The following is a 23,188-nucleotide window of genomic DNA, read 5'->3' as shown; positions in this document are numbered from 1 at the left end:
GTCATGACCCAGGGCTCGCCGACCGCCGCTCCCTTCGACCGGGCGCACCTGCCGTACCCGGTCGTGCTGGCGGCGGGCTGGTCGGCGTGCCTGCTGCTCATCGCGGGCGGCGGGTGGCTCGTCGGGCAGGCGGTCGGTCGGCTGTCGGTGATCATCGCGCCCCTGGCGATCGCGGTCCTGCTCGCGGCCATGCTCCGCCCGATGGTGGACCGCATCCCGGAGCGGGTCCCTCGGGCGGCCGCGGCCCTCGTCGTCGTCGTCGGGGTCCTCGCGGTCATCCTCGCCGCGCTCGCGGCGGTCACCACCCAGCTCGCGACCGGCGTACCCCGGATGCGCGACCAGATCTCGTCGGGCACCGACGCCGCCCTGCGGTGGCTCGAGGACGGCCCGCTGCACCTCACCGCGGACCGACTGCAGGAGGCCGTCGCCCAGGCCCGCACCTGGATCGAGTCGAACTCCGAGGCGGTCGCGGCCGGCGCGGTCCAGTTCGGACACACGGCCGTGGACGCCGTGGCGGGCGTGCTCATCTGCCTGGTGTCGCTGTTCTTCTTCCTCTACCACGGCGAGAAACTCTGGGAGTTCTTCGTCCGGTGGCTGCCGCGGGCGAGCCGCGAGCACGTCGACACCGCGTTCCGCCGTGGCTGGGGCAGCCTCGGCGCCTACACCCGCACGCAGCTCACCGTGGCCGCGATCAACGCCGCCGGGGTCGGCCTGGGCGCGCTGCTGCTGCGCGTGCCGTTCGTGATCCCCATCGTCGTGGTGGTGTTCCTCGCGTCGTTCGTGCCCATCGTCGGCACCCTCGTCGCCGGGGTGATCCCCACGGTCCTGGCGCTGGTCGAGCGGGGGCCGGCGATCGCGGTCGCGATGCTGGCGATCGTCGTGGTCGTCCACCAGGTCGAGTCGCACGTGCTCCAGCCACTGCTGATGGGCCACGCCGTGGCGCTGCACCCGCTGGCGGTGATCCTCGTGGTCACGGCCGGGACGTACCTGTTCGGTGTCGTGGGCGCGCTGTTCGCGGTGCCGGTCACGGCGATGGCCAACACCGTCGTGCGCCACCTCGCGGCCCGGGGCGGCGCGGACGGCGACGTCGAGAACCTCGGGCCGGGCCTGGTGCCCGGGCGCGACGAGGTGTCCGGACCCGACAGCGCGGCTCACCCCGCCGGGGACGACGACGAGGTGCGCCTCCACGACCACGACGGCGAGACCGTTCCCGCCGAACCGGCCGCGAGGACCGGCGGCCATGCGCCGCGGTGACGGGCGGGCCGCTGTTCGGACCCCCGGCGTGGTGGTCGTGCGCTCGAGCGTCGTGCCCGCGCCCCGGGACCAGGTGTGGGCGCGGGTCGTCACGGCCGAGGGCGTCGCGGACGAGTTCGGCCCGTTGCTGACGATGCGGTTCCCCAGGTCGCTGCGGGGGGCGTCGATCGCGGACCTCCCGCTCGGTCGCCCGGCGGGGCGGGCGTGGATCCTGCTGGCGGGGATCGTCCCGGTCGAGTTCGACGACCTGGTGATCACCGGGATGGAGGCGCCGCGCTACTTCCAGGAGCGCTCGAGCCTGGGGTCGTGCCGCGTGTGGGAGCACCGCCGGGAGCTCGACGCCCTGCCCGACGGCTCGACCCGGGTGACCGACACCCTGCGGGCCGAACCCCGGACGGTGCTGCCGGGACCGGTGGTGCGGATGGTGGTCGGTGCGCTGTTCCGGCATCGTCACCGGCGGCTGATCCGGAAGTTTTCGGCCCAGATGTGACACGGGGAACTGCGTGAACGTCCCCGCGGGGCGCACAATGACGGTAGGTGCTCCCTGCGACGAGATACGGCGCGGGAGGCCGTCCCCGAGGGGGAATCACTATGCAGACCGCGACACTTCACGGACGAGAGCTGGCCTACCGCGAGGCGGGTGCCGGCGAGGGCAAGCCGACGATCCTGCTCATCCACGGCATGGCCGGCAGCTCGACCACCTGGCGCGAACTCATCCCGCGCCTGGACGCCCACTTCCACGTCATCGCCCCGGACCTGCCCGGTCACGGGGAGAGTTCACTCGACTTCGACGACTACTCGCTCGGCGCGATGGCCTCCGCCCTGCGCGACCTGTTGGTGGTCAAGGGCATCAAGCGATGCACGGTCATCGGGCAATCGCTCGGCGGCGGCGTCGCCATGCAGTTCGTCTACCAGTACCCCGAGTACTGCGAGCGGATCGTCCTGATCGGCAGCGGCGGCCTGGGCAAGGAGGTCAACTGGATCCTCCGGATGCTGGCCGTCCCCGGCGCCGAACTCCTGCTGACGATCGGCGCGGCCTCGGTCTTCGTGAACGCCGGGAACTCGGTGGGGCGCTTCTTCTCCGGCCTGGGCATCCGGGCCGACGCGATCACCGAGTCCTGGATGTCGTACGACTCACTCAGTAGGCCCGGTCACCGCAGGACGTTCTTCAAGACGCTGCGCGCGGTCGTGGACAACAAGGGGCAGGCGGTGTCGGCGGCCAACCGGCTGCACCTGGCCGGGCAGTTGCCGTTCCAGTTGATCTGGGGCGACCGCGACCCGATCATCCCCATGTCCCACGGGCACGCCACCCACGAGGCGATCCCCGGTAGTCGCCTGGCGATCGTCGAGCGGACCGGCCACTACCCGCATGTCGAGGACCCGGCGGCCGTCGAGCGGATCATCGTGGAGTTCATGACCGAGACGCAGCCGGGGCACATCGACCCCGAGACGCTGGGAGACCTCGTGGCGGCGGGGGCCCATCCGCCGGAGCCCCAGCCGCCGGAGCCCCGCAGCTGACGGCCCGGGCGGGCAGACAGGACTCGTCCCCGGCTCCGTCGAGGGGGCCGGGGCCGAGTCGGATGGCGATGCGGTCAGCGGCTGGTCGCCGCCGCCGCGCGAGTCGCTATCAGGAGCCGAACGCGGGCAGCTCGGTGTCGTCGGCGGTCTCGTCGCCCTCGGCGTCACCGCCGGCCAGCGAGCCGAGGAGCTCGGCCGAGCCGGCGTCCGCGGTCTCGTCGTCATCGCCCGGGATCTCGGCGTCGATGCCGCGGAGGATGTCGATGGCGCCGGAGATGTCGCCGGAGAACGCGGCCGCGACGGCGGCGGTGGCGTTGGCCTCGCACGCCTCGCCGCTCAGGCCGGGCACCACGCCCTCGGCGGAGCCGAGGAAGTCGTAGGCGGAGATGGTGCCGCACAGCTGCGCGGCGATGTCGGAGACCTCGGCGGGGGTCTCGACCTCGTCGAACTCGCCCCCGGTCTCGGTGGTGCCGGCGTCCTGCGTCGGGTCGGTGGCCTCCTCGGCGGCGGCGAGGCCAGCACCGGCGAAGGACAGGGCGGCAGCGGAACCGATCACGGCGATGGTCTTCTTCATGGGGGTCACACCTTTCCATCGGGATCCGGGGGATCTCCCCGGCGATACGGCGGTAACCGTAACGGCCACCCCCACGGACTGGCTGTGATCCGCATCACAGCGTGGCCGGCGCGGGCGGGTGGTCTGCCCACTTACGCAGCGGGAACGGCGCTCCCGCGAATTCTTCTTCATACACCCATCAGCCCCGGTTCGCGTTTGCCGGACCGGGCGAATTCGGGGAGTCTTAGCGCATGAGTGGAACCGCCGAGATCTATGACGCCGTCCTCGACCCGGGCAAGCTGGACCTGCTCCGGGCCTGGGTCCGCCACCAGGAGTGGTTCGACGGCGACCCGGATGGCCTCGAGCAGGTGACCGCCTACCGGTTCGTCGATCCCGCCGGCGAGGTCGGGATGGAGTCGTTCCTCCTCACCGACGGTGCCCGCACCTTCCACGTGCCCGTGACCTACCGCGGGTCCGAGCTCGACGACTCCGGTGACGCGCTGGTCGGCGAGATGGAGCACTCGGTGCTCGGCCGTCGCTGGGTCTATGACGCATCGGCGGATCCGGTCTACGTCGCGGAGGTCCGCCGGGTGATCAGCCACCGCGACGCCGCGGCCGATCATCTGCAGGTCGAGGACGGCACGATCACGCCGTCGCCGGTCAACATCCGCGGCGGTGGCGACGGGATCCGCCAGGGCTCCGACTCGGTTCTGCACGTCATCCGGATCGTGTCCGAGGAGAACGACGCGGAGGCCGACCGCCCGCTCATCGGCTCGCCGGGCACGCTCAGCGCGACCTGGCAGGACGCGGACGGTTCTCACACCGCGGTCCTCGCCGTCGTCTCCTAGGGGCTTCGGCCCCGCCCCGCCCGCCCAGGCCCCGCCCCAGAAACGGAACGCTCGCCCCGGCGATTGCCGGGGCGAGCGTGCACTATGTGGGGCGGGGCCGGTCGGTGGCGGACCCGCCAGCCGTGGCGGGCGAGTGGTCAGGCGCTCTTGATCGCCGAGACCTCGATCTCCAGGGTGACCTTCTCGGAGACCAGCACGCCGCCGGTCTCGAGCGCCGCGTTCCAGGTGAGGTCGAAGTCGCTGCGGTTGATGACCGTGGTGCCCTCGAAGCCCGCGCGCTGGTTGCCGAACGGGTCGGTGGCGGTGCCCTCGTACTCGAACGGGATGGTCACGGACTTGGTGGTGCCCTTGATGGTGAGGTCGCCGGTCACGTCCACGCCGCCCGAGCCGTTGGCGGCGATCTTCGTGGAGGTGAACGTGATCTCCGGGTACGTCTCCATGTCGAAGAAGTCGTTGGACTTCAGGTGGCCGTCGCGATCGGCGTTGCGGGTGTCGATCGAGGAGGCGTTGATGGTGACCTGGGCGGTGGCGCCCTCGATGCCCTCGGCGGGCACGGTGACGGTGCCCGTGAAGTCGTTGAACGAGCCGCGGACCTTGGTGATCATCGCGTGGCGGGTGACGAAGCCCAGGCGGGTGTGGGTGTCGTCGAGGGTCCAGGTGCCGGTCAGGTCGGTGAGGTTGGCGGTCATGGTGACTCCTTCGGGTGGGGTTGCCCGGCCGGCGGGGCCGAGCACTCAACTGTTGTGTCACCCAATATAGGCCGACCTCTATGACATGTCAACAACCCTGGGGAAGTCTCCCGTGGAACCGTGCGCCGACATCGCCGACGCACGTGTCGCTGCAGGTCGGCCCACGTTCCTCTCGAGGAAGTGCAGCGCGTGCTCGACGGCCCGGTCGTGGCACGGCCGGCCGGCGAAGAGGTCGAAGTGGTCGCCCGGGTAGTGGCGGACCTCGGCGCGCGCGGCGAAGGCGGCCGTCGCGGCGGCGTGCGGTGGGGCGCTGCGGTCGAGGTCGGCGATCTGGACCAGCACGGGGACGACGACGAGGTCTTCCGCGTGCCGGCCGGGCCGGAACGAGCCCAGCTCGGTGCCGATGGAGGCGCCCACCTCGTTGCGCCAGGTCGGCCCGGCGACGGAGGTATAGGCCTCCTCGTACCCGTCCAGGGACAACAGTGCGGCCGACCCGGGCGGGCCGACCAAGGGGAGCAGCGGTTCGGGGCGTCCCGTCGCCGCCACGGCCTTGGCGGCGATCGCGGTCCCCGTCGCCCGCAGGAGCGAGGCGGGCGTGTGCTGGCGGGCCGCGGCCAGTGCGGCGGCCCGCCCGTCGACCAGGGGGATCATGGAGATGACGGCCGCGATGTCGTCGCGGCCCCGGGCCACCTCCAGGACGTGACCGCCCGCGAGGGAGCAGCCCCACAGCACGATGCGCGTCGGGTCGACGCCGGGTTGGGCGGCCGCGGCGGCGATGGCGGCCCGGTAGTCGTCCTGCTGGCCGGTGGGGGAGACGACCTGGCGGGGCTGGCCGTCGGAGCGCCCGAAGCCGCGGTAGTCGAAGGCGAGCGCGGCGTACCCGGCGGCCGCGAACGCCTCCGCGAACGGCATGAGGCCGGAGTCCGCGGTACCGCCCAGCCCGTGGGCCAGCACCACGCAGGGGCTGCCCGCCTCGCTGGCCCGGGCGGCGTCACCGGCGCTCTCCGCCCCGCCGGCGGCGGGCAGGAACCAGCCGCGACACTCGGCGGCGTCCGGCCCCGATCCGGAGCGGAAGGCGATGTCGACGGGGCTGGTCATGCGGTTCTCCCTGGGTCTGCCGCGGCGTCCACCGTGGGGTCGGGTCGGCCGTACACCGAGCGGACCCACATGTCGGTGGCGACGGTGAGCAGTGGCTCGCGGGGGCCGTCGGTGTCGTAGGCCAGCTGCTCGAGCACGGTCTCGTTGATGTGGATCAGCCCCACCGCGAGTGCCTCGGGATCCACGCCGTCCGGCGCCCGACCGGCCGTGCGCTCGGTGCGCAGGAACTCGGCGATCGGGGCGGCCAGCGTCCGGCGGCCGTCGTTCCACAGCGCCCGGGTCTGTTCGTGCTTGCTGCGGGCGGTGAGCAGGGCCCGGTAGATGTGGGCGTTCTCCAACACGCGGTCGGTGAGCTTCTCGAGGGCCCCGGCCACGCGCGTGCGGAAGTCTCCCTCGCCGCCGATGATCGTCTCGACCGCCGCGCGGGCCTCGTCCTGTACCGCGGCCAGCAGGACGCCCACGGCGGCGGCCTTGGAGTCGAAGTAGAAGTAGAACGCGGACCTGGTGATCCCCGCGGAGACGGTGAGGTCGGCCACCGAGATGTCGTCCAGTGCCGTGGTGCGCAGCCGGTCGTCGAGCGCGGCGAGCAGGGCCTCGCGGCGACGGTCGCCGCGCGGGGAGGTGGTCGCCGAGGGGGCGGCCGGCGTCATGCCGTCACCCGGGCACGGAGGGCGGCCCCGCGCTCGCGGGCGCGCTCGAGACCGCGGGGGATCTCCCGGGTGCGCAGGTCGCGTTCGTAGAGGAAGTAGTCGACCTGCTGCTGGTGGCGGGGGGTGTCGAGCATGTGGCCGATGTACTTCTTCTCGTCCTCCACGATCACCCGCTCCATCTCCGCCACCGGCGGGGTGCGGTACAGCCCGGCCGCCCACGCCGCCACCAGGCGGGCCTGCGCCTCGACGAACGGGAACAGGGTCGGGGTGGACTGGGCGAAGCCGACGAAGGCGAGGTCCTCGATGCCTGGGGTGAACATCCGCTTGTAGAGCGGGACGTGGTTGTGGGCGTCGGCGCTGAGGAACTCCCGGTCGAAGAACGGGAACGTGGTGTTGTACCCGGTGGCCTGGATGATCACGTCGAACTCGCCGCTGGTCCCGTCCTCGAAGTGCACCCTCCGGCCGTCCAGTCGGGCGATGTCCCCCTTGGCGACGACGTCCCCGGACCCCAGCCGCAGCGGCAGTTCGACGGACTGCGTGGGGTGGGCCTCGAAGAACTTGTGGTTGGGGGTCGGCAGGCCGTACTCCTCCGGCCGGCCGGCCGACATCGGCTGCATCGCCTGGATGGCCTTGCGCTGCCACGAGTACGGGATGTACGGGAAGGTCGCGAAGTACTTGTCGGCCGGCTTGCCGGCGATGTACTTGGGCACGATCCACGCACCCGACCGGGTGGACAGCGTCACCTCGTTGCGCATGACCTTGGACGACAGTTCCACCACGATGTCCGCGGCGCTGTTGCCGAGGCCCACCACGAGGATCTTCTTGTCCATGAGGTGCAGCGGATCCCACGGGTCGACGTAGGCGTGGGAGTGGATCATCTCCCCGGTGAACTCGCCGGGGAAATCGGCGAAGCGCGGGTCCCAGTGGTGTCCGTTGCCCACCACGAGCCCGTCGAAGTGGAGCGTCTCGGTCTCGCCGGACCCGCCCGTGCCGCCGGCCCCGGCCTGTGCGGCCGACCCGGTGCGCGACGTGGTCAGTTCCCACCCGCCGTCCGGCAGGCGCTCGGCATGCTCGACCCGCGTCTCGAACTCGATCGCCGGCAGCAGGCCGAACGCCTCGGCGTAGTCGTCCAGGTACTGCTTGATCTGGCTGTGGTGGGGGAAGTCCGGGAACTCCTCCGGCATCGGGAAGTCCCGGAAGCTCAATTGGTGCTTGGAGGTGTCGATGTGCAGCGAGCGGTAGGCACTCGAGCTGCCGTTGGGGTTGTCGAACGCCCAGTTCCCGCCGATCCGGTCCGACGCCTCGAAGCACACCGCGTCAATCCCGTAGTCGCGGAGCATCTTCAGCGTCGTCAGGCCGCTGATGCCCGCGCCGATCACGGCGATTGTGCAGGTCGATGTCATGCGAACCCCTTCGGCGGATCCCTCGGCGAGGCAGACTCGCCGACAAGAAAGCTATGGCGCGGATCACACTATGGCCCGTGTTGACGGTCGTCAACAGCTTCCTCCGGCCCGGCGGACCACCCCGCCGAGGCCGGCCGTCAACCCTACTGGAGGCCCCGTGGACCCGGATCGCACACACGTCCCCACCCCTGACCGCGACAGTTCCTCGGACGGTTCCGATGTGGCCGCGCGCGGCCGGTCCGCCGTCGTGGTGGGCGGGGCGTCGGGGATCGGGTGGGCCACCGCCCGTGCTCTCGCCGCCGGGGGGTGGCAGGTCACGATCGGTGACCTCGACGCCGAGTCGGCCGCCGCCCGCGCCGCCGAGCTCGGCCCGGCGCACCGGGCGGGCGCCGTCGACGTGACCGACGAGGCGTCGGTCGAGGCGCTGTTCGCCGGGACCGCCCTGGATCTGGTGGTCACGACCGCCGGCGTCAGCACGCTGGGCCTGGTGACGGACCACGACGCCGCGGAATTCCGCCGGGTCGTCGATGTGTGTCTGACCGGCGCGTTCCTGGTGTTCAAGCACGGCGGCCGGGCGGTCCGGGACGGCGGGTCGATGGTCGCGATCGCCTCCCTCAACGCGCGGCAACCCGGCCGGGGGATGGCGGCCTACTGCGCCGCCAAGGCGGGCCTGGTGATGCTCGCCCAGGTCGCGGCCCTCGAGCTGGGCGAGCGGGGGGTGCGGGTCAACACCGTCTCGCCGGGCTTCCTCGTCACCCCGCTCACCGAGCCCGTCCTGCAGATCCCCGGCCTGGCCGAGGAGTACGCCGAGAACTCCGCGATCGCCCACCGGGGGACCGCCGAGGACGTCGCCCGCGCCGTGCTCCACCTCGCCGCGGCGGACTGGATGACGGGGGAGGACCTGGCGATCGACGGCGGCGCCCAGCTGCGCCGCTACCCGGACGTGCTCGGGCTGGCGACCAGGGCTTTCTCGTGACCGCGCCCAGGTCGGTGACCGCCCTCCGCGGCCCGCGGCTGGCCGGGGCGTCGGCCGTCGTCACCGGCGGCGGGTCCGGGATCGGCGCGGCCCTCTGCCGTGCCCTCGTGGCGGCCGGCGCGCACGTGGTGGTGGCGGACATCGACCTCGCCGCCGCGCGTCGGGTCGCCGAGGAGGTGACGACGACGAGGTCCGGCCCCGGCGCCGGGTCGGCAGGGGCCGGGAGTGCCGAACCGGCGCACCTCGACGTCACCGATGCCGCCGCGGTGGCCGCCCTCGTCGAGGAGGTGGTCTCCACCCGGGGCGGGCTGGACCTGATGTTCGCCAACGCCGGCATCACCTGGGGTGGCGACACCGACAAGCTCACCCTGGAGCAGTGGAACGCGATCATCGACGTCAACGTCCGCGGGGTGGTCCACTGCGTGCACGCCGCGTACCCGCACATGATCGACCGCGGGGCCGGCGCGATCGTGCTCACCGCGTCGATGGGCGGGTTGTGCCCGGCGGGGCTCATCACCAGCTACGCGATGACCAAGCACGCGGTCGTCGGGCTCGGGCTGTCGCTGCGCGCCGAGGCCGCGGGACACGGGGTGGGCGTGACGGTGGTGTGCCCGGCGGCCGTGGATACCGCGATCCTGGACAAGGGCGAACTCGACGGCTTCGACGGTCGGCATTTCTACCTCGACGGCCAGGGGGTGCGCCGGCCGCTGGACCCCGACCGGCTGGCGGCGAGCGTGCTCGACGGCGTCGCCCGCAACCGCGCACTCGTGATCGAGCCCGCCCGCGCCCGGGCCACGTGGCGGCTGCAGCGACTCGCGCCCGGGGTGATGGACCGGATGATCGCCCGGTACGTCCGCGCCTCCCGCGCCCGGGCGGCACACCCCGCCATGTAGATGACGGATCAACTATGATGACCGCATGAACTCGTCAGCCTCCGCACACGACCCCGCGACGCCCACCTCGTCGTCGTCGCCCTCCACCCACGACGCCACCCACGGTGACCCCTCCACCCAGGATGTCGCCTTCGGTCTCGACACCTTCGGCGACGTCACCGTCGACCGCGGCGGTCGGCCCGTCCACCACGCGCAGGTCCTGCGTGACGTCGTGGAGCAGGCCGTCCTGGCCGACCAGGTGGGGGTCGACGCGTTCGGCATCGGCGAGCACCACCGCCCCGACTTCGCCGTCTCCGCCCCGGACGTCCTGCTGGCCGGCATCGCCACGCGCACCGAGCGCATCACGCTGGGTTCGGCGGTCACGGTCCTGTCGAGCGATGACCCCATCCGCGTCTTCCAGCGCTTCGCCACCATCGACGCCCTGTCGAACGGGCGGGCCGAGGTCGTGCTGGGCCGTGGGTCGTTCACCGAGTCGTTCCCGCTGTTCGGCCTCGATCTCGCCCGGTACGAGCAGCTGTTCAGCGAGAAGCTCGACCTGTTCGCCGCGCTGCTGCCCGAGGGGCCGGTGACGTGGTCCGGTGAGTTGCGTCCGCCGCTGGTCGACCAGCACGTCTACCCCAAGACCGAGCACGGGCTCAGCGCGTGGATCGCCGTCGGCGGCAGCCCGGAATCCGTGGTGCGTGCGGCCCGCTACCGGATGCCGCTCATGCTCGCGATCATCGGCGGCCCTGCCGGCCGGTTCGCCCCCTTCGCCGACCTGTACCGCGAGGCCAATGCCCAGTTCGCGGGTGCGGGGTCGGCCGGTGGGGGAACGGCCGGTGGGGAAGCGGCCGCGCCGCGCCTGCCGATCGCCGTGCACTCGCCCGGGTTCGTCGCCGAGACCGACGCCCGGGCCGCCGAGCTGTCCGCGCGCCACTGGCTGGTCAACCGCAACCAGATCGGCCGCGAGCGCGGCTGGGGCGACGCGACCGAGGCCGACTTCCACCGCGAGGTCCGATCGGGCGCCATGTACGTCGGGTCCCCCGAGACGGTCGCGCAGAAGATCGCCACCACCGTCCGCACGCTGGGCCTGGACCGGTTCGACCTCAAGTACGCCAGCGGCCCGACCCCGCACGACGACCTCATGACCTCCATCGACCTCTACGGCCGCAAGGTCATCCCGCGCGTGCGGGAGTTGCTCGCCGAGGCCGGGTACACCGCGGGTGTGCCGCAGACGGTCTCGAGGGTGTGACGGTGGCGTGTGACGTGGGTCTGTGACCCAGGTATCGCCGGGGCCCGCCGATCTGCACGACGGGGCCCGGCGGGATTACGGTGATGCCATGCTGTTCGCGTTCTCCGTCGCCCCCACGTCCACCGCGGACGACTCGGCATCCATGAGTCGCGCGGTCGCGGAAGCGGTCCGCGTGGTCCGCGACTCCGGCCTGCCGTACGAGACCACCTCGATGTTCACCACCATCGAGGGCGAGTGGGACGAGGTCATGCCCGTCATCCGCGCCGCCACGGACGCCGTGCTGGCCGTGGCGCCGCGCGTGAGCCTGGTGCTCAAGGCGGACCTGCGGCCCGGCCGGTCGGGGGAGCTGCGGGGCAAGGTGGAGCGGGTGGAGCGCCACCTCGCCGGCGGCCGGGAGTCCGACGACGAGGGGGGCCGCGCGTGACCTCTCCCCACCCGTCGAACTGGATCGCGGACCGGGCGGAGTCGGCCATCGACCACGTGGCGCGGTCACGCAGCCGGACCGCGGTGGCGTACGTCGCGGCCACCGTGCTCGGCGGGCTCGGTGCGCTCGTGGTGGTGGTTGTGCAGGTGCTCTCCGGCCGGGCCGCGATGTTGGACGTGCTGTTGTGGCTCGCGCTGGCGGTCATGCTCTTCGGCGCCGCGGCGCACCGCTGGTGGCTCGGCGGGCGCAACGAGGAACGCTCCCGCCGGATCGCGGCGTCGATCCGCCCCGAGCAGATCGCCGCGGCGATGCGCGGTTCCTCCGGGGAGATCGACGCGGTGCGCCGCCTGCGGGTCGCCCACCCCGGCCTCGGGCTGCGTGACGCCTACGAGCTCTACCAGCACCACTCCCGCGAGCTGCGCTGACGCCGCTGGGCCCGAACGGAGGGCCCAGCTGCGGCGTCCGGCCGCTCAGCACCCCCCGGCGCCGCCGAGGGCCCCGGCGACGATCGCGTGCGTGCGCGCGTCGACGGCCATCCCTCCGTGCGAGTTCGGTCGGCCCCCGCACGCGTCCTCGGGAACGACCCACCGCACGCCCGGACCGGGGACGAAGCTGCGCTCGGGCGGGAGCAGGTGGTCGCCGCGCGTGGCGATGAGCGTGTAGCCGACGCCGGGCAGGAACGGGGTGCGGTCGAGCCCGTACCAGGCGGCGATCAGCGGGCTGCCCGGGGACAGTTCGGCCAGTCCCCGCAGGTTCGCGGCCCACAGGCCCAGAGCCGCGACCTCGCGCGGCAGCTGGTGCGGGATGAGGCCGCTGTTGTCGGCGCCCCAGTACCCGCCCACGGAGACCACGCGGTTCACCGCGCCCGGCCGCAGCACCTTGGTGGTGTACCCGGCGATCGCGGCGCCCTGCGAGTAACCGACCAGGTCCACCTGCTCGGCCCCGGTCACCGCGCGTACGTGGTCGATCACCCCGGCCAGTTGCGGTCCCGATGCGGCGACGATCGAGTCGAGCCCGCCGCGCGCCGGGTTGCCCGCGTAGGCGCCGAGGGTCGGGGCGATCACGCAGAAGCCCTGACGGCGTAGCGGATCGCCGAGGCGCGGCATCGTGTCGGCCCCGTTGTCGAAGGTCCCGTGGACGAGGATCACCGGCCGCGGATGCGCCACGGTGGGTCGGCAGGTCACGGGCGCGGCCGCGGCGGCGGGCGGACCGGGATCGCCGATCGGCCCGTTGATCCCGTTCAGGGCCTCGGTGACGTACGGCCCAAGCTCGCCGGTGGGGTCGAGGTCGCGCAGGTAGTCGCCGAGCGGGCCGAGCTGGACCTGCGCCCGGGCCGCCGGCGTGACCCGGTCCGCGACCCGGTCCGGCACCGGGCCCACCCCGGTGGCGACGGGGATCGACAGCGCGAGGGCGGCGAGCGCACCGGCCAGTCCGGTGCGGCGCGCTCGGCTTCTGCGGCTCGTGCGGTGCGCCGGGCGACGGCCGGCCGGGCGTGAGGGTGTGCGGGAACCGAGCATTTCAGACCCCCCGGGGCGTGACGGTCAGACCAGTATGCGTCCCGGACTCAGCGAGGGGAACCGCAGCGCCTCACGAAACCGGCGCGCCTCACGAAACCGGCGCGCCTCACGAAACCGGCGCGCCGCGCGACTACCCGGTGACCATCGCATGCCCCGTCTGCGGGGCGCCCGCACCCGGCAGCGACCACGAGGGCAGGATCGACACACATGAGGGCAGCGTTCGACGCCGCGGTGGACCGCCACGGTCCCACCGTGCTGCGGGTGTGCCGCGCGGTGCTCGGCCCGGGCCCCGACGCCGACGACGCCTGGTCCGAGACGTTCCTCTCCGCACTCCGCGCCTGGCCCAGGCTGCCCGACGACACCGACGTCGAGGCCTGGCTCGTCCGGGTCGCGCACCGCCGGGCGGTGGACGTGGTGCGGCGTTCGGTCCGGGAGGCCGCACCGAGCGGGGCCGCCGACGACGTCGCCGTTCTCGACGCCCGCACACCACGTCCCGGGGGCGCGCGGGGAGCGACGGGGGTCGACGACGACGAGGTCGGCGATCCGCGGGTCTGGGATGCGGTCGCCGCCCTGCCCACCCGGCAGCGCATCTGTGTGGCCTACCGGTATCTGGGCGGGCTCCGCTATGCCGAGATCGCCGGACTCGCCGGCGGCACCGAGGCGGCGGCCCGGCGCGCGGCCGCGGACGGGATCGCCCGCCTGCGCACCACGCTTGGACCGCACGGTCACCTCGACCAGCACAGTCCCCTCGAACCGCACAGTCACCTCGAACCGCGCCGTGCTCTCGAACCGCACCGTCCCACGGAGGAGATGTCATGACCGACCCGATCCACGATCCGGCGGCGCACGACCCGGCGGCGCCCGAACCGGCGGCGCCCGATCCGGCAGCGGACGACCCTGCGATCTCCGAGGCCGGCGCGGCGTCGATCCTGCGGTCCGCCCCCGCCGACACGACCCGACTGCGGGATCGCCTGGCCCGCGACGCCGAGCGCGAGGGCCTGGTCGACGTGGCCTACCGCAGCGTCGACACCCCGATCGGTGGGCTGCTGTTGGCCGCGTCCCCGGCCGGGTTGGTGTACGTGGCGTTCGAGGTGGAGGATTCCGGGGTGGTCCTTGAGATGTTGGCCGACCGGGTCGGACCCCGGATCCTCGGCGCGCCTTCGGGGTCGCCGGTGCTCGACGCGGCCGCGGCCCAGATCGACCAGTACCTCGACGGCCGCCGCCGCGAGTTCGACCTGCCCCTCGACACCCGCCTCGCCCGCGGGTTCCGTGGTGAGGTCCAACAGCATCTGGCCCGGGTCGGGTACGGGCGGACCGCGACCTACCGCGAGATCGCCGTCGAACTCGACCGGCCCGGCGCCGTCCGCGCGGTGGGGTCGGCCTGCGCGACCAATCCGCTGCCGCTGGTGTGGCCGTGTCACCGGATCCTGCGCTCGGACGGCGGACTGGGCGGCTACCGGGGCGGGCTCGCGGCCAAGCAGCGGCTCCTCGAGATGGAATCGGCGGCGTGACCGCGGCGCAGCTCCTCGGCCTGTTCGGTGTCTGGGCGATCGCGGTGGTCTCGCCGGGGCCCGACGTCGTCGTCGTCCTCCAACGTGCCCTCGCCGGACGGCGTCAGGGTCTCGCGACCGCGCTGGGGATCGTCACCGGCCTGACGGTGTGGCTCGCGGCCGCGTTCGCCGGAGTCGCCACCCTCGTGCGCGTGTACCCGCAGGTCATGACCGGTCTCCAGGTCGCCGGCGGACTCCTGTTGGCGACCCTCGGCGTGCTCGGTCTGCGCGGCTGGTGGCGCTCGCGCGGTGCGACCCCACCCCCGGCCACCGCCGCACCCGCCACCACCGCCGCACCCGCCACCGCCCCGCCCTCGGATCCGCTACTCGCAATCGGGATCCGCTACCCGGATTCGGATAGCGGATCCCGATTTCGAGTAGCGGATCTGGTGCCGCGGGCGGATTTCACCCGCGGTCTGGTCACCAACCTCGCGAACCCCAAGGCCCTGGTGTTCTTCGGCGCGGTGCTCACCCCGTTCCTGCGCGAGGAGGTCTCGCCGGCGTGGTCGGTGGCCCTGGTCGCCGGGATGATCGCGGTCGCGCTCGCCTGGTTCGGCGGGCTCGCGCTGGTGGCCTCGCACCGGGTGGTCAACGAGCGGGTCGGGCGGCTGCTGCCGTGGGTCGACGTCGTGGCCAGCACACTGTTCGTGGTGGTGGGGGTGGCGTTCGTGGTCACCGCGCTCGCGTAGGGCGCACGCGGGCTAGGTTCTGCTCCATGGATTCTCAGGTCGACCGTCGCAGCTGGGTGCGCGTGGCCCTCGCGGTGTTCGCGGTGGGCTGGGGCGCCAACCAGTTCGCCCCGTTGCTGCATCTGTACCGCGCCGAGCTGGGGCTGTCGCAGTCCAGTGTCACCGCGATCTTCAGCGTCTACATCGTCGGCCTCCTGCCCACCCTGCTGGTGGCCGGCCGGTGGTCCGACCGCAACGGCCGCCGTGTGCTCATGCGGCCCGTCCTGGTCCTGTCGCTGCTGGCGACCCTGTTCATGCTGCTGGGGCCGCAGGATTCACTGTGGCTGTACCTGGGACGGTTCCTCGCCGGGCTGGCGTCCGGGGCGGCGTTCGGGGCCGGCAGCGCCTGGGTCCGCGAGCTCTCCGCCGGTGGGCCACCCGGCACCGGTGCGCGGCGCGCGGCCATCGCGCTGACCGGCGGGTTCGGGCTCAGCGGCCTGGCGGCGGGCATGGTCGGGGAGTTCGCCCCCGCCCCGCTCTTCTCGGCGTACCTTCCGCATCTGATCCTCGGCACGATCGCGCTGGTCGCGGCGTGGGGCGCCGCGGACCCGTACGAGCCGCACGGCGGGCCGGAGGTCGCCCCGCTCATCCCCGCCACGGCCGGCACCCGTCGGTTCCTCCTCGGGGTCGCGCCGTGGGCCCCGCTGGTGTTCGGCTGCGCCAGCATGTCGTTCGCGGTGCTCGCCGACCTGCTGGGCGGGGACGCCTTCGGCCGGCCCACCCTGTACGCCGGCGTCATGGTGGGGGTCACGCTGGGCGCCGGGGTGCTGGTCCAACCCGCCGTCCGCAGGATCGCGGCCGCGTCACCGCCGTCCCGGCCGCCGGTCATGGGACTCGCCGCCGCCTCGCTCGGGATGGCCGCCGGAGCGCTGCTGGCCGCCTCGCCCGCACTCCCCGGCCGCGCCCTGTGGCTGCTGCCCGTCGCGGTCCTGCTCGGCGTGGGATACGCCACGCTTCTGGTGGCGGGGCTGGTCGAGGTCGAGCTGCAGTCCGGACCGCGGGACCACGCCGGGCTCGTGGCCGTGTTCTACGTCCTGGCCTACCTCGGGATGGCCACGCCGTACGTGCTCGCCGAGCTCTCGCGCGCCGGCGGTCCGGTGCCGTGGATCGCCGGGCTGGCGGTGGTGTGCGCGCTGCTCATCCCGCTCACCCAGCGACAGCTACGCTAGCCGGCACGTCGAGGATCACCCCGAGTTGCGCAGGGCCGTGGCCAGGCCGTTCATGGTCAGCTGGATGCCGGTTCGCACCGCCGGGTCGGAGTCCCCGGCGCGATAGCGGCGCAGCAACTCGACCTGCAGCACGTTGAGCGGTTCGAGGTAGGGGAAGCGGTTGCGCACCGAGCGGGCCAGCGCCGGGTTGTCGTCCAACAGCGTTTCCTGCCCCGTGATCTCCAGCAGCATCTCGCGGGTCAGGTCGAACTCGTCGGTGAGCACCCCGTGGATCCGCCGACCCACCTCGGCGTCCGGGACGAGTTCGGCGTAGCGACCGGCCAGCCCCATGTCCGCCTTGGCCATCACCTGCGCCATGTTGGACAGGGTCGTGCGCAGGAACGGCCAGTCGTCGTTCAGCCGCCGGAGCGTGGCCAGTCTCTCCCCGGCCGCCGCCTCGCCCTCGGCGTCGACCCACTGCCGCAGTGCGGTGCCCACGCCGAACCAGCCGGGCAGCATCACCCGCGACTGCGACCACGACAGCACCCACGGGATCGCCCGCAGATCCTCGACGCTCGACGTCTGCTTGCGGGAGGACGGCCTGGACCCGATGTTGAGTTCCCCGATCTCGGCGACCGGGGTGGAGGTGGTGAAGTACTCGATGAACCCCGGGTCGTCGTGCACCAGGGACGCGTACGCCGCCCGCCCGAGCCGCGCGAGCTCGGCCATCACCCCGTACGCCTCCCCGGCCCGGTCGCCCAGACCCTCGACGTCGAGCAGCGAGGCCTCGAGCGTCGCCGCCACGAGCGCCTCGAGGTTGCGGCGCGCCCGCCGCGGCTCGGAGTACTTGGCCGAGATGACCTCGCCCTGCTCGGTGATCCGCAGCGCGCCCTGCACCGCGCCCGGTGGCTGCGCGAGGATCGCCTCGTAGGAGTTGCCGCCGCCCCGGCCGACGGCGCCGCCACGGCCGTGGAAGTAGCGCAGGTGCACGCCCGCCCGCGTCGCGGCCTCGGCGAGATCGCGTTCGGCCTGGTAGAGCGCCCAGTTGGCGGCCAGGTACCCGCCGTCCTTGTTGGAGTCCGAGTAGCCGAGCATCACCTCCAGCACGTCGCCCTGCGCCCGGACCAGCGCCCGGAACTGCGGGATCGCGAGCGCCGTGTCGAGGATGTCCGGCCCCGCCGCCAGGTCGTCGATCGTCTCCAGCAGCGGGATCAGCCGAACGCTCGAGCGGGGCTCCGCCGGGTCGCCCGAGAACAATCCGACCTCGCGCAGCAGCACCGCCGGCTCGAGCAGGTCGGAGACCGTCCCGCACATGGACACGATGTAGTGCGGCACCACCTCCGGGCCGAGCAGGTCCACGGCCGCGGCGGCCGCCCGCATCACCCCGAGTTCCTTGGCCGCCAGCTCTGACAGCTCCGCGCGCGGCCCGAGCAGCGGCCGGTCGTGCGAGAGTTCGCGCAGCAGCAGCTCCACACGGGCGTCCTCGTCCAGCGCCGAGTAGTCCTCGCTCACCCCGGCCAGGGCGAACAGCTCGGTGAGCACCTCCTCGTGCGACTCCGAGTTCTGCCGCATGTCGAGTGCCTGCAGGTGGAACCCGAACGTCCGTACCGCCCACCGCAGGTCCCGCAGACGCGGCGACCGCGCCAGCTCGCCACCGCAGGCCCCGAGCGCGGCGTCGATGACATCCAGATCGGTCAGCATCTCCGCCGGGGAGGTGTAGGCCTCGTCGTCGTCGTGACCGATCGCGTCCGGCGACGATCCGGGTGACGACGACGAGGACCTCACCCGCGCGGCGAGCCGACGGCGGACCACCCGCACGGCGCGGCGGAACGGCACGTCCTCGCGCGCGGCGGCGAGCTCCCCGTCCGTCTCCACCAGCGAGTCCGCGAGGTCGCTGAGCCCGGGGGGCACGTCCACGACCCGCCGCGAGAGGGGCAGCTCCCGCTCGAGCAGCCGCAGTTCCTCCGTGTAGTGGCGGTGCAGTAGCGCGGCGGCCTGCTCGGTGGCGAAGCGCACCACGTCGCCGGTGACGTACGGGTTGCCGTCGCGGTCCCCGCCGATCCACGAGCCGGGGCGGACGACGGGGCGGTCGCCGGAGCCGAGACGGTCGGCGATCTCCGCGTTGAGCGGTGGGATCACGTCGATGAGCGTGGCCTCGTGGTACTGCAGGCCGCCCAGGACCTCGTCCTCGATGCGGGGGCGCTGGCTGCGGATGATCGCCGTCTGCCACAGCGTGAGCACCTGCCGGCGGATGTCCTGCTCCACCTGCTCGAGCTCGGCATCAGTGACGCGGTCCCGGTGCCCCGCCTCGTCCGACCCCGTGCGCAGGGCGTCGCGGCGGCGCATGAGGTCCAGCACCCGTCGGGTGATCTCGAAGACCGAGCGCCGGCGGGTCTCGGTGGGGTGCGCCGTGAGCACGGGCGCCACCCGGGCCGTCGCGCGCACCGCCTCCAGCCTCGCGAGCTCGGGTTCGTTCTCGGCCAGTCGCGCCCAGGTCGCCTCGAGATCCCCGTCCGGCGGCGGCTCGCCCGCAGCGGTGTGGATGCGGCGACGGCGCTCCTGGTGGAGGTCCTCGGCGACGTTGGCCAGCAGCGCGAACAGGGAGAACGCCCGGATGACGGGGATCATCTCGGTGGCGGGCACATCGGTGAACAGGGCCGCCACCTCGTCGCGGTCGGCCTCCGAGCGGCGGACGGCGAACGCGGTGCGCCGGGCGGTCTCCACCAGGTCGAAGATCTTCCCGCCCGCCTGGTCGCGCACCGTGTCGCCGAGCACGGCTCCGAGGAAACGCACGTCGTCGCGCAGGGGCCGCACGGCGTCGTCGAGCCGCTCGGAATCGTCCGGCTCGGTCACGCCCGAGGCGGTGGCGGGCACGTCGGATCTGATGGGATCGGCCATGGCTGCCACAGTAGGCGCGCCGTGTGACATCCGCGTGACCGAAGACCCGGGACATCCCCGATGCGCGGATCCCTTCCGGCGAGGACACTGGAGGCATGACCCAGCAGCCCGGCTACCACCAGTACGGCGACCACCAGTTCGGACAGAGCGGGTACGGCGACCCCCGGTACGGGAACCAGCCCCCGGCCGTCGGCCCGGACGACCGCACCCCCGCGGCACTGGCGCACGCGTCCAGCCTCATCGCGATGGCGCTCTCGGCCGGGTGGCTGTCGTTCGTCGGCCCGCTCGTGATGTGGCTGATCTACAAGGACCGCAGCCCGTTCGTCCGCCAGGCCGCCGCCGGGTCGTTCAACTTCAACCTCGGCCTGTGGATCATGAGCATCGTGGGCTGGATCTTCATCCTCACGGTGATCGGCCTGCCCATCGGCCTCATCCTGCTCGCGGTGTCCTTCCTCGCGCAGATCATCGGCCACGTCATCGGCACCGTTCGTGCGACCCAGGGGCGGACGATCAGCTACCCGTTCCAGCTGCGCGTCCTGCGCTGAGCGCGCTCCCCGGCCAGCGGCCGAGCCCTCACGCCACCCGCCGTCACACCCCCACGGGCCGGCGCCCGTGGAGCTCGTACTCGGTGAGCAGGGCCTCGCGGTCGGCGTCGGTGAGCGGCCGGTAGACGTCGTCGTCGCCCGCCGCGCCGCCACGCAGGTAGACCTCGCCGGGTTCGAGCTGGATGGCGGCCATGACCTGGTCGCCGGTGCGCGGGTCCGGGACCGGGTAGACGGCCACGACGAGCACGCCGGGGAACCGGTCGAGGATGCGCTCGACGGGCCCGGCGGAGAAGTTCTCGCTGTCCACGCGGATCCTGTCACCGGAGCGGCCGGCGAAGTAGAAGTACCCGTCCGCGTCGCGGTAGCCCAGGTCACCGGTGTGGAAGACCTCGCCGACGTTGCGTTCGGCGGTGGCCTCGGGGTTGCGGTAGTAGCCCTCGAACAGCTTTGCACCGGTGACGTTGCAGATCTCGCCGATCGCCTCGCCGGCGTTGACCAGGCCGCCGTTGGCATCGAACTCGGCCCTGGGGCATTCGTTCTCATCCGCGTCGAGGATCGCGACGTCCATGTAGGCGCCGGCCACGCCGAGCGCGCCGGGCGGGGTGTCCTCGGTATGGCTGATCACCACACCGCCCTCGCTGCTGCCGTACGACTCGAGCGGGGTCACACCGAAGCGGCGCTCGAACTCGGTCCGGTCGTGGACGGAGGCCTCGGTGCCGAAGACGACCCGCAGGCGCGTCTGCTTCTCCTCGGGCACCTCGGGCTGGGCGAGGATGTACGACAGTGACCGGCCGACGTAGTTGAAGTAGCTGGCGTTGTACCGCAGCACGTCGGGCAGGAACCCCGAGGCGGAGAACTTGCGGCGCATCGCGAAGGTGCAGCCGACGTACGCGGACGGGGCGAACGCGGCGAAGAGGGCGTTGCCGTGGAACAGCGGCATCGCGCTGTAGGCCACGTCGTCGCGGACGAGGCCCCGGTAGTTGATGGTGCCCATCATCGCCATGCGGCCGGTCGAGCACATGACGGCCTTGGGGGCGCCGGTCGAGCCGGAGGTGAACAGCAGTGCCAGCAGGGTGTGGGGGTCGCGCGCCTCGTCGGGGTGGAGCCTGGGCTCGGCGCCGGCGTGATCGGCGAGCAGGCCGCGCCACTTGTCGGAGTCGATGTCGAACTGCGCGGCGACGCCGGTGTCGAGGCCCTCGAGCAGGGCGGTGCCGTCGGCGTCGGTGACGATCACGTCGCAGTCCACGCCCCGGATGTCGGAGGCGAGTTCGGCGCCGCGCCGGGTGGGGTTGATGCCGACGATGGTCACGCTCGCGAGCGCCGCCCCGCACAGGGTGAACAGGTACTCGGGCACGTTCTCCAGGAGGATGCCCACGTGGAGGTGCTTGTAGGGGTCGGGTCGGTCCGCGTACGAGCCGGAGTGCTCCTCCGCCCAGCCGCGCAGGATCTCCGCGCGGACGGCGGCCTCGGCCACGAACTCGCGCCAGGTCCACGCGGCGTCCTCGAACAGCAGTCCCGGGTGGTCGTCGGTGGAACGCTCGATGAGGATGTCGCCGAACGTGGCGTGCTGCATGTCGTGCCCGGGATTGAAGTCTGCTGTGGTCATGAGATCGGACACTAGGCGACCGGGCCCCGTCGCACAGGGGAAACGGCCAGCAACATTGACAGGTGTCAGCCTCGGTGGTCACCGGCCCACTCGGTGGGCGTGTCCGGCCGGCATCGGGTAGGAACGAGGCGTCGGCGCGCCACGTGGGCGCGCGGGGATCGAACAGGGGCGTGGGATGGTCGGCGAACACGGCGGGAACGTCGACGTGGACGAGGGTGTCGTCCGGGGATCCGACGACGACGAGGTCGGCCTCGACCGGGACGGATTCGTCGTCAGCGATGTCCGACTCACCAGCGTCCACAATTTCCGGGACGTGGCCGGCCCGGGCTACGCACTCCGTCCGTCCGGGTCGATGGCCCGCGGTCTCGTCTACCGGTCCACGACCCTCGCGGTGGGCGACGACGACCTCGCGGTGCTCGAGAAACTCGGCGTCTCGACCGTCGTCGACCTGCGCACCGGCGCCGAGATCGACAAGCAGCCCGACGTCGTCCCCGCCGGGGCCGAGTACCTGCCGATCGACGTGCTGGGCGGGCACACCTCGGCGGCGACCCTCAGTGCGTCCGGCCTGGCCGGGGCCGAGGAGGCGCGGCGCGAGATGGCCATGACCTACGAACGGTTCGTGGTGGGTGATCACGAGCGGCGGGCGTTCGGTCGGGCCGTCCACGCCCTGGCCGTGTCGTCGGGCCCGGCGATCGTGCACTGCACGGCGGGCAAGGACCGCACCGGGTGGGTCTCGGCGCTGGTGCAGTTGGTCGCCGGTGTCCGGGAGGAGGATGTGATCGCGGATTACCTGCTCACGCGGGAGATGTCCGCGGACTTCGTCTCCTCCATCCGTACCTACGTGCAGGCGGAGATGCCCGACAAGCTCGAGGCGATAGAGGTGCTCATCGGCGTCGAGGAGGCCAATCTCCGCCGGTCCCTGGACGCATTGGCGCGAGAGTTCGGTGACGCGCGGCGGTATCTCGTGGAGGGCGCGGGGGTGGAGGAGGCGGCTGTCGACGAGTTGTCCGCGCGGTTCAGGCGGGGCTGACCAGGATAGGGATGGCTCAGTCGGCGCTGGTTCAGGCGGCGATGACCAGCGCGCCGACGACGCCGCCGAACCCGATCGCCTGGAGCGTGACCGCGATCGTCCGCCCGAGTTCGGTGCGGGCCGCCGCGTGGACCCGGGGGCCGGCCAGCGTGACCGCGAAGACCATGACGATGGCCGCGACCGCGGTGAGCGAGCCGGCCAGTCTGGACGCCACCCCGTAGACCGCGGCGACGCCGAGCAGTCCGCCCGCTAGGACGGCGATGATCGTCGTCAGTGGCGCCGGGAGGACGGTGGCATGGGGGGCGTCGACACTGCTGGCGTCGACTCGGCTGACGCCGGGCGTGGTGTCGACGTCCGGGTGAGGCGCGCCGGTGTCGTCTGGCCGACGTTCCTCGAGCATGAGGGTGTTGCGCATACCTCGGACCCTACGTACTGATCCGGGCGGGAACTTCGGTCAATCCTGTGGGTTCGGTTCTCCCGGTATAGGCACTGGTCAGGGCGTCGCGAGCCGACCGAGAGATGGGTCACATGAGGGCTGCTGCACGGAACCTCTGCCCTTGCGCCGGACGCGGGATTCCGACGTGGATCTGCTGGTCGAGCTCTACCAGGCGTTCGTCCCGGTCGCGGGC

24 protein-coding genes are annotated in these 23,188 nt (G+C 72.7%); 15 read left to right on the top strand and 9 right to left on the bottom strand.

What is annotated here, in order from left to right:
- The first annotated feature begins 3 nt into the window (after positions 1–3).
- From AYO52_RS07730 to AYO52_RS07720, 3 genes are all read left to right on the top strand, one after another.
- A complete protein-coding gene (locus AYO52_RS07730) occupies positions 4–1,254 on the top strand; it encodes an AI-2E family transporter (RefSeq protein ID WP_082923863.1) in 1,251 nt (416 codons plus the stop codon).
- Positions 1,241–1,744 (top strand): hypothetical protein, encoded by a 504-nt coding sequence (locus AYO52_RS07725; RefSeq protein ID WP_082923862.1) that lies wholly within the window; start codon positions 1,241–1,243, stop codon positions 1,742–1,744. Before AYO52_RS07730 ends, AYO52_RS07725 begins: the two co-directional genes overlap by 14 nt.
- 101 nt (positions 1,745–1,845) lie before the next feature.
- Positions 1,846–2,772 (top strand): alpha/beta fold hydrolase, encoded by a 927-nt coding sequence (locus tag AYO52_RS07720; RefSeq protein WP_067715471.1) that lies wholly within the window; start codon positions 1,846–1,848, stop codon positions 2,770–2,772.
- 109 nt (positions 2,773–2,881) lie between these two features.
- Here AYO52_RS07720 and AYO52_RS07715 read toward each other — a convergent pair whose 3' ends face one another.
- A complete protein-coding gene (locus AYO52_RS07715; RefSeq protein ID WP_067715469.1) occupies positions 2,882–3,346 on the bottom strand; it encodes a hypothetical protein in 465 nt (154 codons plus the stop codon).
- A 230-nt stretch (positions 3,347–3,576) separates the two neighbouring features.
- On the opposite strand from AYO52_RS07715, the gene AYO52_RS07710 reads away from it, so the two are divergent.
- Positions 3,577–4,173 carry a hypothetical protein gene (locus tag AYO52_RS07710; RefSeq protein WP_067715466.1) on the top strand — a complete coding sequence of 199 codons (597 nt, stop codon included), beginning with the start codon at positions 3,577–3,579 and terminating at the stop codon, positions 4,171–4,173.
- A 137-nt stretch (positions 4,174–4,310) separates the two neighbouring features.
- Here AYO52_RS07710 and AYO52_RS07705 read toward each other — a convergent pair whose 3' ends face one another.
- The 4 genes from AYO52_RS07705 to AYO52_RS07690 form a co-directional block, all read right to left on the bottom strand.
- Entirely contained in the window at positions 4,311–4,862 is a 552-nt protein-coding gene (locus AYO52_RS07705; protein WP_067715464.1) for a YceI family protein, read from the bottom strand.
- Between the two features lie 78 nt (positions 4,863–4,940).
- A complete protein-coding gene (locus AYO52_RS07700) occupies positions 4,941–5,960 on the bottom strand; it encodes an alpha/beta hydrolase (protein WP_082923861.1) in 1,020 nt (339 codons plus the stop codon).
- The gene (locus AYO52_RS07695; RefSeq protein ID WP_067715459.1) at positions 5,957–6,610 is read right to left on the bottom strand and encodes a TetR/AcrR family transcriptional regulator; all 654 of its coding nucleotides are present in this window, start codon (positions 6,608–6,610) and stop codon (positions 5,957–5,959) included. The genes AYO52_RS07700 and AYO52_RS07695 overlap by 4 nt, the downstream gene beginning before the upstream one ends.
- Positions 6,607–8,013 carry an NAD(P)/FAD-dependent oxidoreductase gene (locus AYO52_RS07690; protein ID WP_067715456.1) on the bottom strand — a complete coding sequence of 469 codons (1,407 nt, stop codon included), beginning with the start codon at positions 8,011–8,013 and terminating at the stop codon, positions 6,607–6,609. Before AYO52_RS07690 ends, AYO52_RS07695 begins: the two co-directional genes overlap by 4 nt.
- 220 nt (positions 8,014–8,233) lie before the next feature.
- On the opposite strand from AYO52_RS07690, the gene AYO52_RS07685 reads away from it, so the two are divergent.
- The 5 genes from AYO52_RS07685 (at position 8,234) to AYO52_RS18225 (ending at position 11,962) form a co-directional block, all read left to right on the top strand.
- On the top strand, positions 8,234–8,989 hold the full coding sequence (locus AYO52_RS07685; RefSeq protein ID WP_067715535.1) for an SDR family NAD(P)-dependent oxidoreductase: 756 nt from the start codon (positions 8,234–8,236) through the stop codon (positions 8,987–8,989).
- Positions 8,986–9,882 (top strand): SDR family oxidoreductase, encoded by an 897-nt coding sequence (locus AYO52_RS07680; RefSeq protein WP_253701987.1) that lies wholly within the window; start codon positions 8,986–8,988, stop codon positions 9,880–9,882. Before AYO52_RS07685 ends, AYO52_RS07680 begins: the two co-directional genes overlap by 4 nt.
- A 25-nt stretch (positions 9,883–9,907) precedes the next feature.
- Positions 9,908–11,113 (top strand): LLM class flavin-dependent oxidoreductase, encoded by a 1,206-nt coding sequence (locus AYO52_RS07675; protein WP_067715453.1) that lies wholly within the window; start codon positions 9,908–9,910, stop codon positions 11,111–11,113.
- Between the two features lie 88 nt (positions 11,114–11,201).
- Positions 11,202–11,537, top strand: coding sequence for an MTH1187 family thiamine-binding protein (locus tag AYO52_RS07670; RefSeq protein WP_067715531.1), 336 nt, complete (start codon positions 11,202–11,204; stop codon positions 11,535–11,537).
- Complete coding sequence (locus AYO52_RS18225; protein ID WP_067715451.1) at positions 11,534–11,962, top strand: hypothetical protein; 429 nt, start codon at positions 11,534–11,536, stop codon at positions 11,960–11,962. Before AYO52_RS07670 ends, AYO52_RS18225 begins: the two co-directional genes overlap by 4 nt.
- A 45-nt stretch (positions 11,963–12,007) precedes the next feature.
- Here AYO52_RS18225 and AYO52_RS07660 read toward each other — a convergent pair whose 3' ends face one another.
- On the bottom strand, positions 12,008–13,054 hold the full coding sequence (locus AYO52_RS07660; protein ID WP_067715447.1) for a triacylglycerol lipase: 1,047 nt from the start codon (positions 13,052–13,054) through the stop codon (positions 12,008–12,010).
- A 207-nt stretch (positions 13,055–13,261) separates the two neighbouring features.
- Between AYO52_RS07660 and AYO52_RS07655 the strand changes: the two genes are divergently transcribed.
- Genes AYO52_RS07655 through AYO52_RS07640 form a run of 4 tightly spaced genes read left to right on the top strand, consistent with a single transcriptional unit; the run spans position 13,262 to position 16,501 of the window.
- Positions 13,262–13,873, top strand: a complete 612-nt coding sequence (locus AYO52_RS07655; RefSeq protein WP_082923859.1) for an RNA polymerase sigma factor — start codon at positions 13,262–13,264, stop codon at positions 13,871–13,873.
- Entirely contained in the window at positions 13,870–14,565 is a 696-nt protein-coding gene (locus tag AYO52_RS07650; protein WP_082923858.1) for a methylated-DNA--[protein]-cysteine S-methyltransferase, read from the top strand. Before AYO52_RS07655 ends, AYO52_RS07650 begins: the two co-directional genes overlap by 4 nt.
- Complete coding sequence (locus tag AYO52_RS07645; RefSeq protein ID WP_067715445.1) at positions 14,562–15,293, top strand: LysE family translocator; 732 nt, start codon at positions 14,562–14,564, stop codon at positions 15,291–15,293. Before AYO52_RS07650 ends, AYO52_RS07645 begins: the two co-directional genes overlap by 4 nt.
- A 26-nt stretch (positions 15,294–15,319) precedes the next feature.
- Complete coding sequence (locus AYO52_RS07640; RefSeq protein ID WP_067715443.1) at positions 15,320–16,501, top strand: MFS transporter; 1,182 nt, start codon at positions 15,320–15,322, stop codon at positions 16,499–16,501.
- 15 nt (positions 16,502–16,516) lie between these two features.
- Here AYO52_RS07640 and ppc read toward each other — a convergent pair whose 3' ends face one another.
- Positions 16,517–19,378: a phosphoenolpyruvate carboxylase gene (gene ppc / locus AYO52_RS07635; protein WP_253701985.1), complete on the bottom strand. Its 2,862-nt coding sequence runs from the start codon at positions 19,376–19,378 to the stop codon at positions 16,517–16,519.
- A gap of 95 nt (positions 19,379–19,473) precedes the next feature.
- Here ppc and AYO52_RS07630 point away from each other — a divergent pair, with 95 nt between their 5' ends.
- A complete protein-coding gene (locus tag AYO52_RS07630; protein ID WP_067715441.1) occupies positions 19,474–19,923 on the top strand; it encodes a DUF4870 domain-containing protein in 450 nt (149 codons plus the stop codon).
- A 43-nt stretch (positions 19,924–19,966) separates the two neighbouring features.
- Here the strand turns inward: AYO52_RS07630 and AYO52_RS07625 are convergent, their stop codons facing one another.
- Positions 19,967–21,529 (bottom strand): AMP-binding protein, encoded by a 1,563-nt coding sequence (locus tag AYO52_RS07625; RefSeq protein WP_253701982.1) that lies wholly within the window; start codon positions 21,527–21,529, stop codon positions 19,967–19,969.
- A gap of 175 nt (positions 21,530–21,704) precedes the next feature.
- On the opposite strand from AYO52_RS07625, the gene AYO52_RS07620 reads away from it, so the two are divergent.
- Positions 21,705–22,559 (top strand): tyrosine-protein phosphatase, encoded by an 855-nt coding sequence (locus tag AYO52_RS07620; protein WP_067715440.1) that lies wholly within the window; start codon positions 21,705–21,707, stop codon positions 22,557–22,559.
- A 31-nt stretch (positions 22,560–22,590) separates the two neighbouring features.
- Here the strand turns inward: AYO52_RS07620 and AYO52_RS07615 are convergent, their stop codons facing one another.
- A complete protein-coding gene (locus tag AYO52_RS07615; RefSeq protein WP_082923856.1) occupies positions 22,591–22,974 on the bottom strand; it encodes a hypothetical protein in 384 nt (127 codons plus the stop codon).
- Positions 22,975–23,188 lie beyond the last annotated feature (214 nt).

It is taken from the genome of Dietzia sp. 111N12-1, from assembly GCF_001658045.1.
In the GTDB taxonomy this organism is placed as follows: domain Bacteria; phylum Actinomycetota; class Actinomycetes; order Mycobacteriales; family Mycobacteriaceae; genus Dietzia; species Dietzia kunjamensis.
The sequence above is the reverse complement of the archived record's forward strand: the minus strand, read 5'-3'. Positions and strand labels throughout refer to the sequence as shown.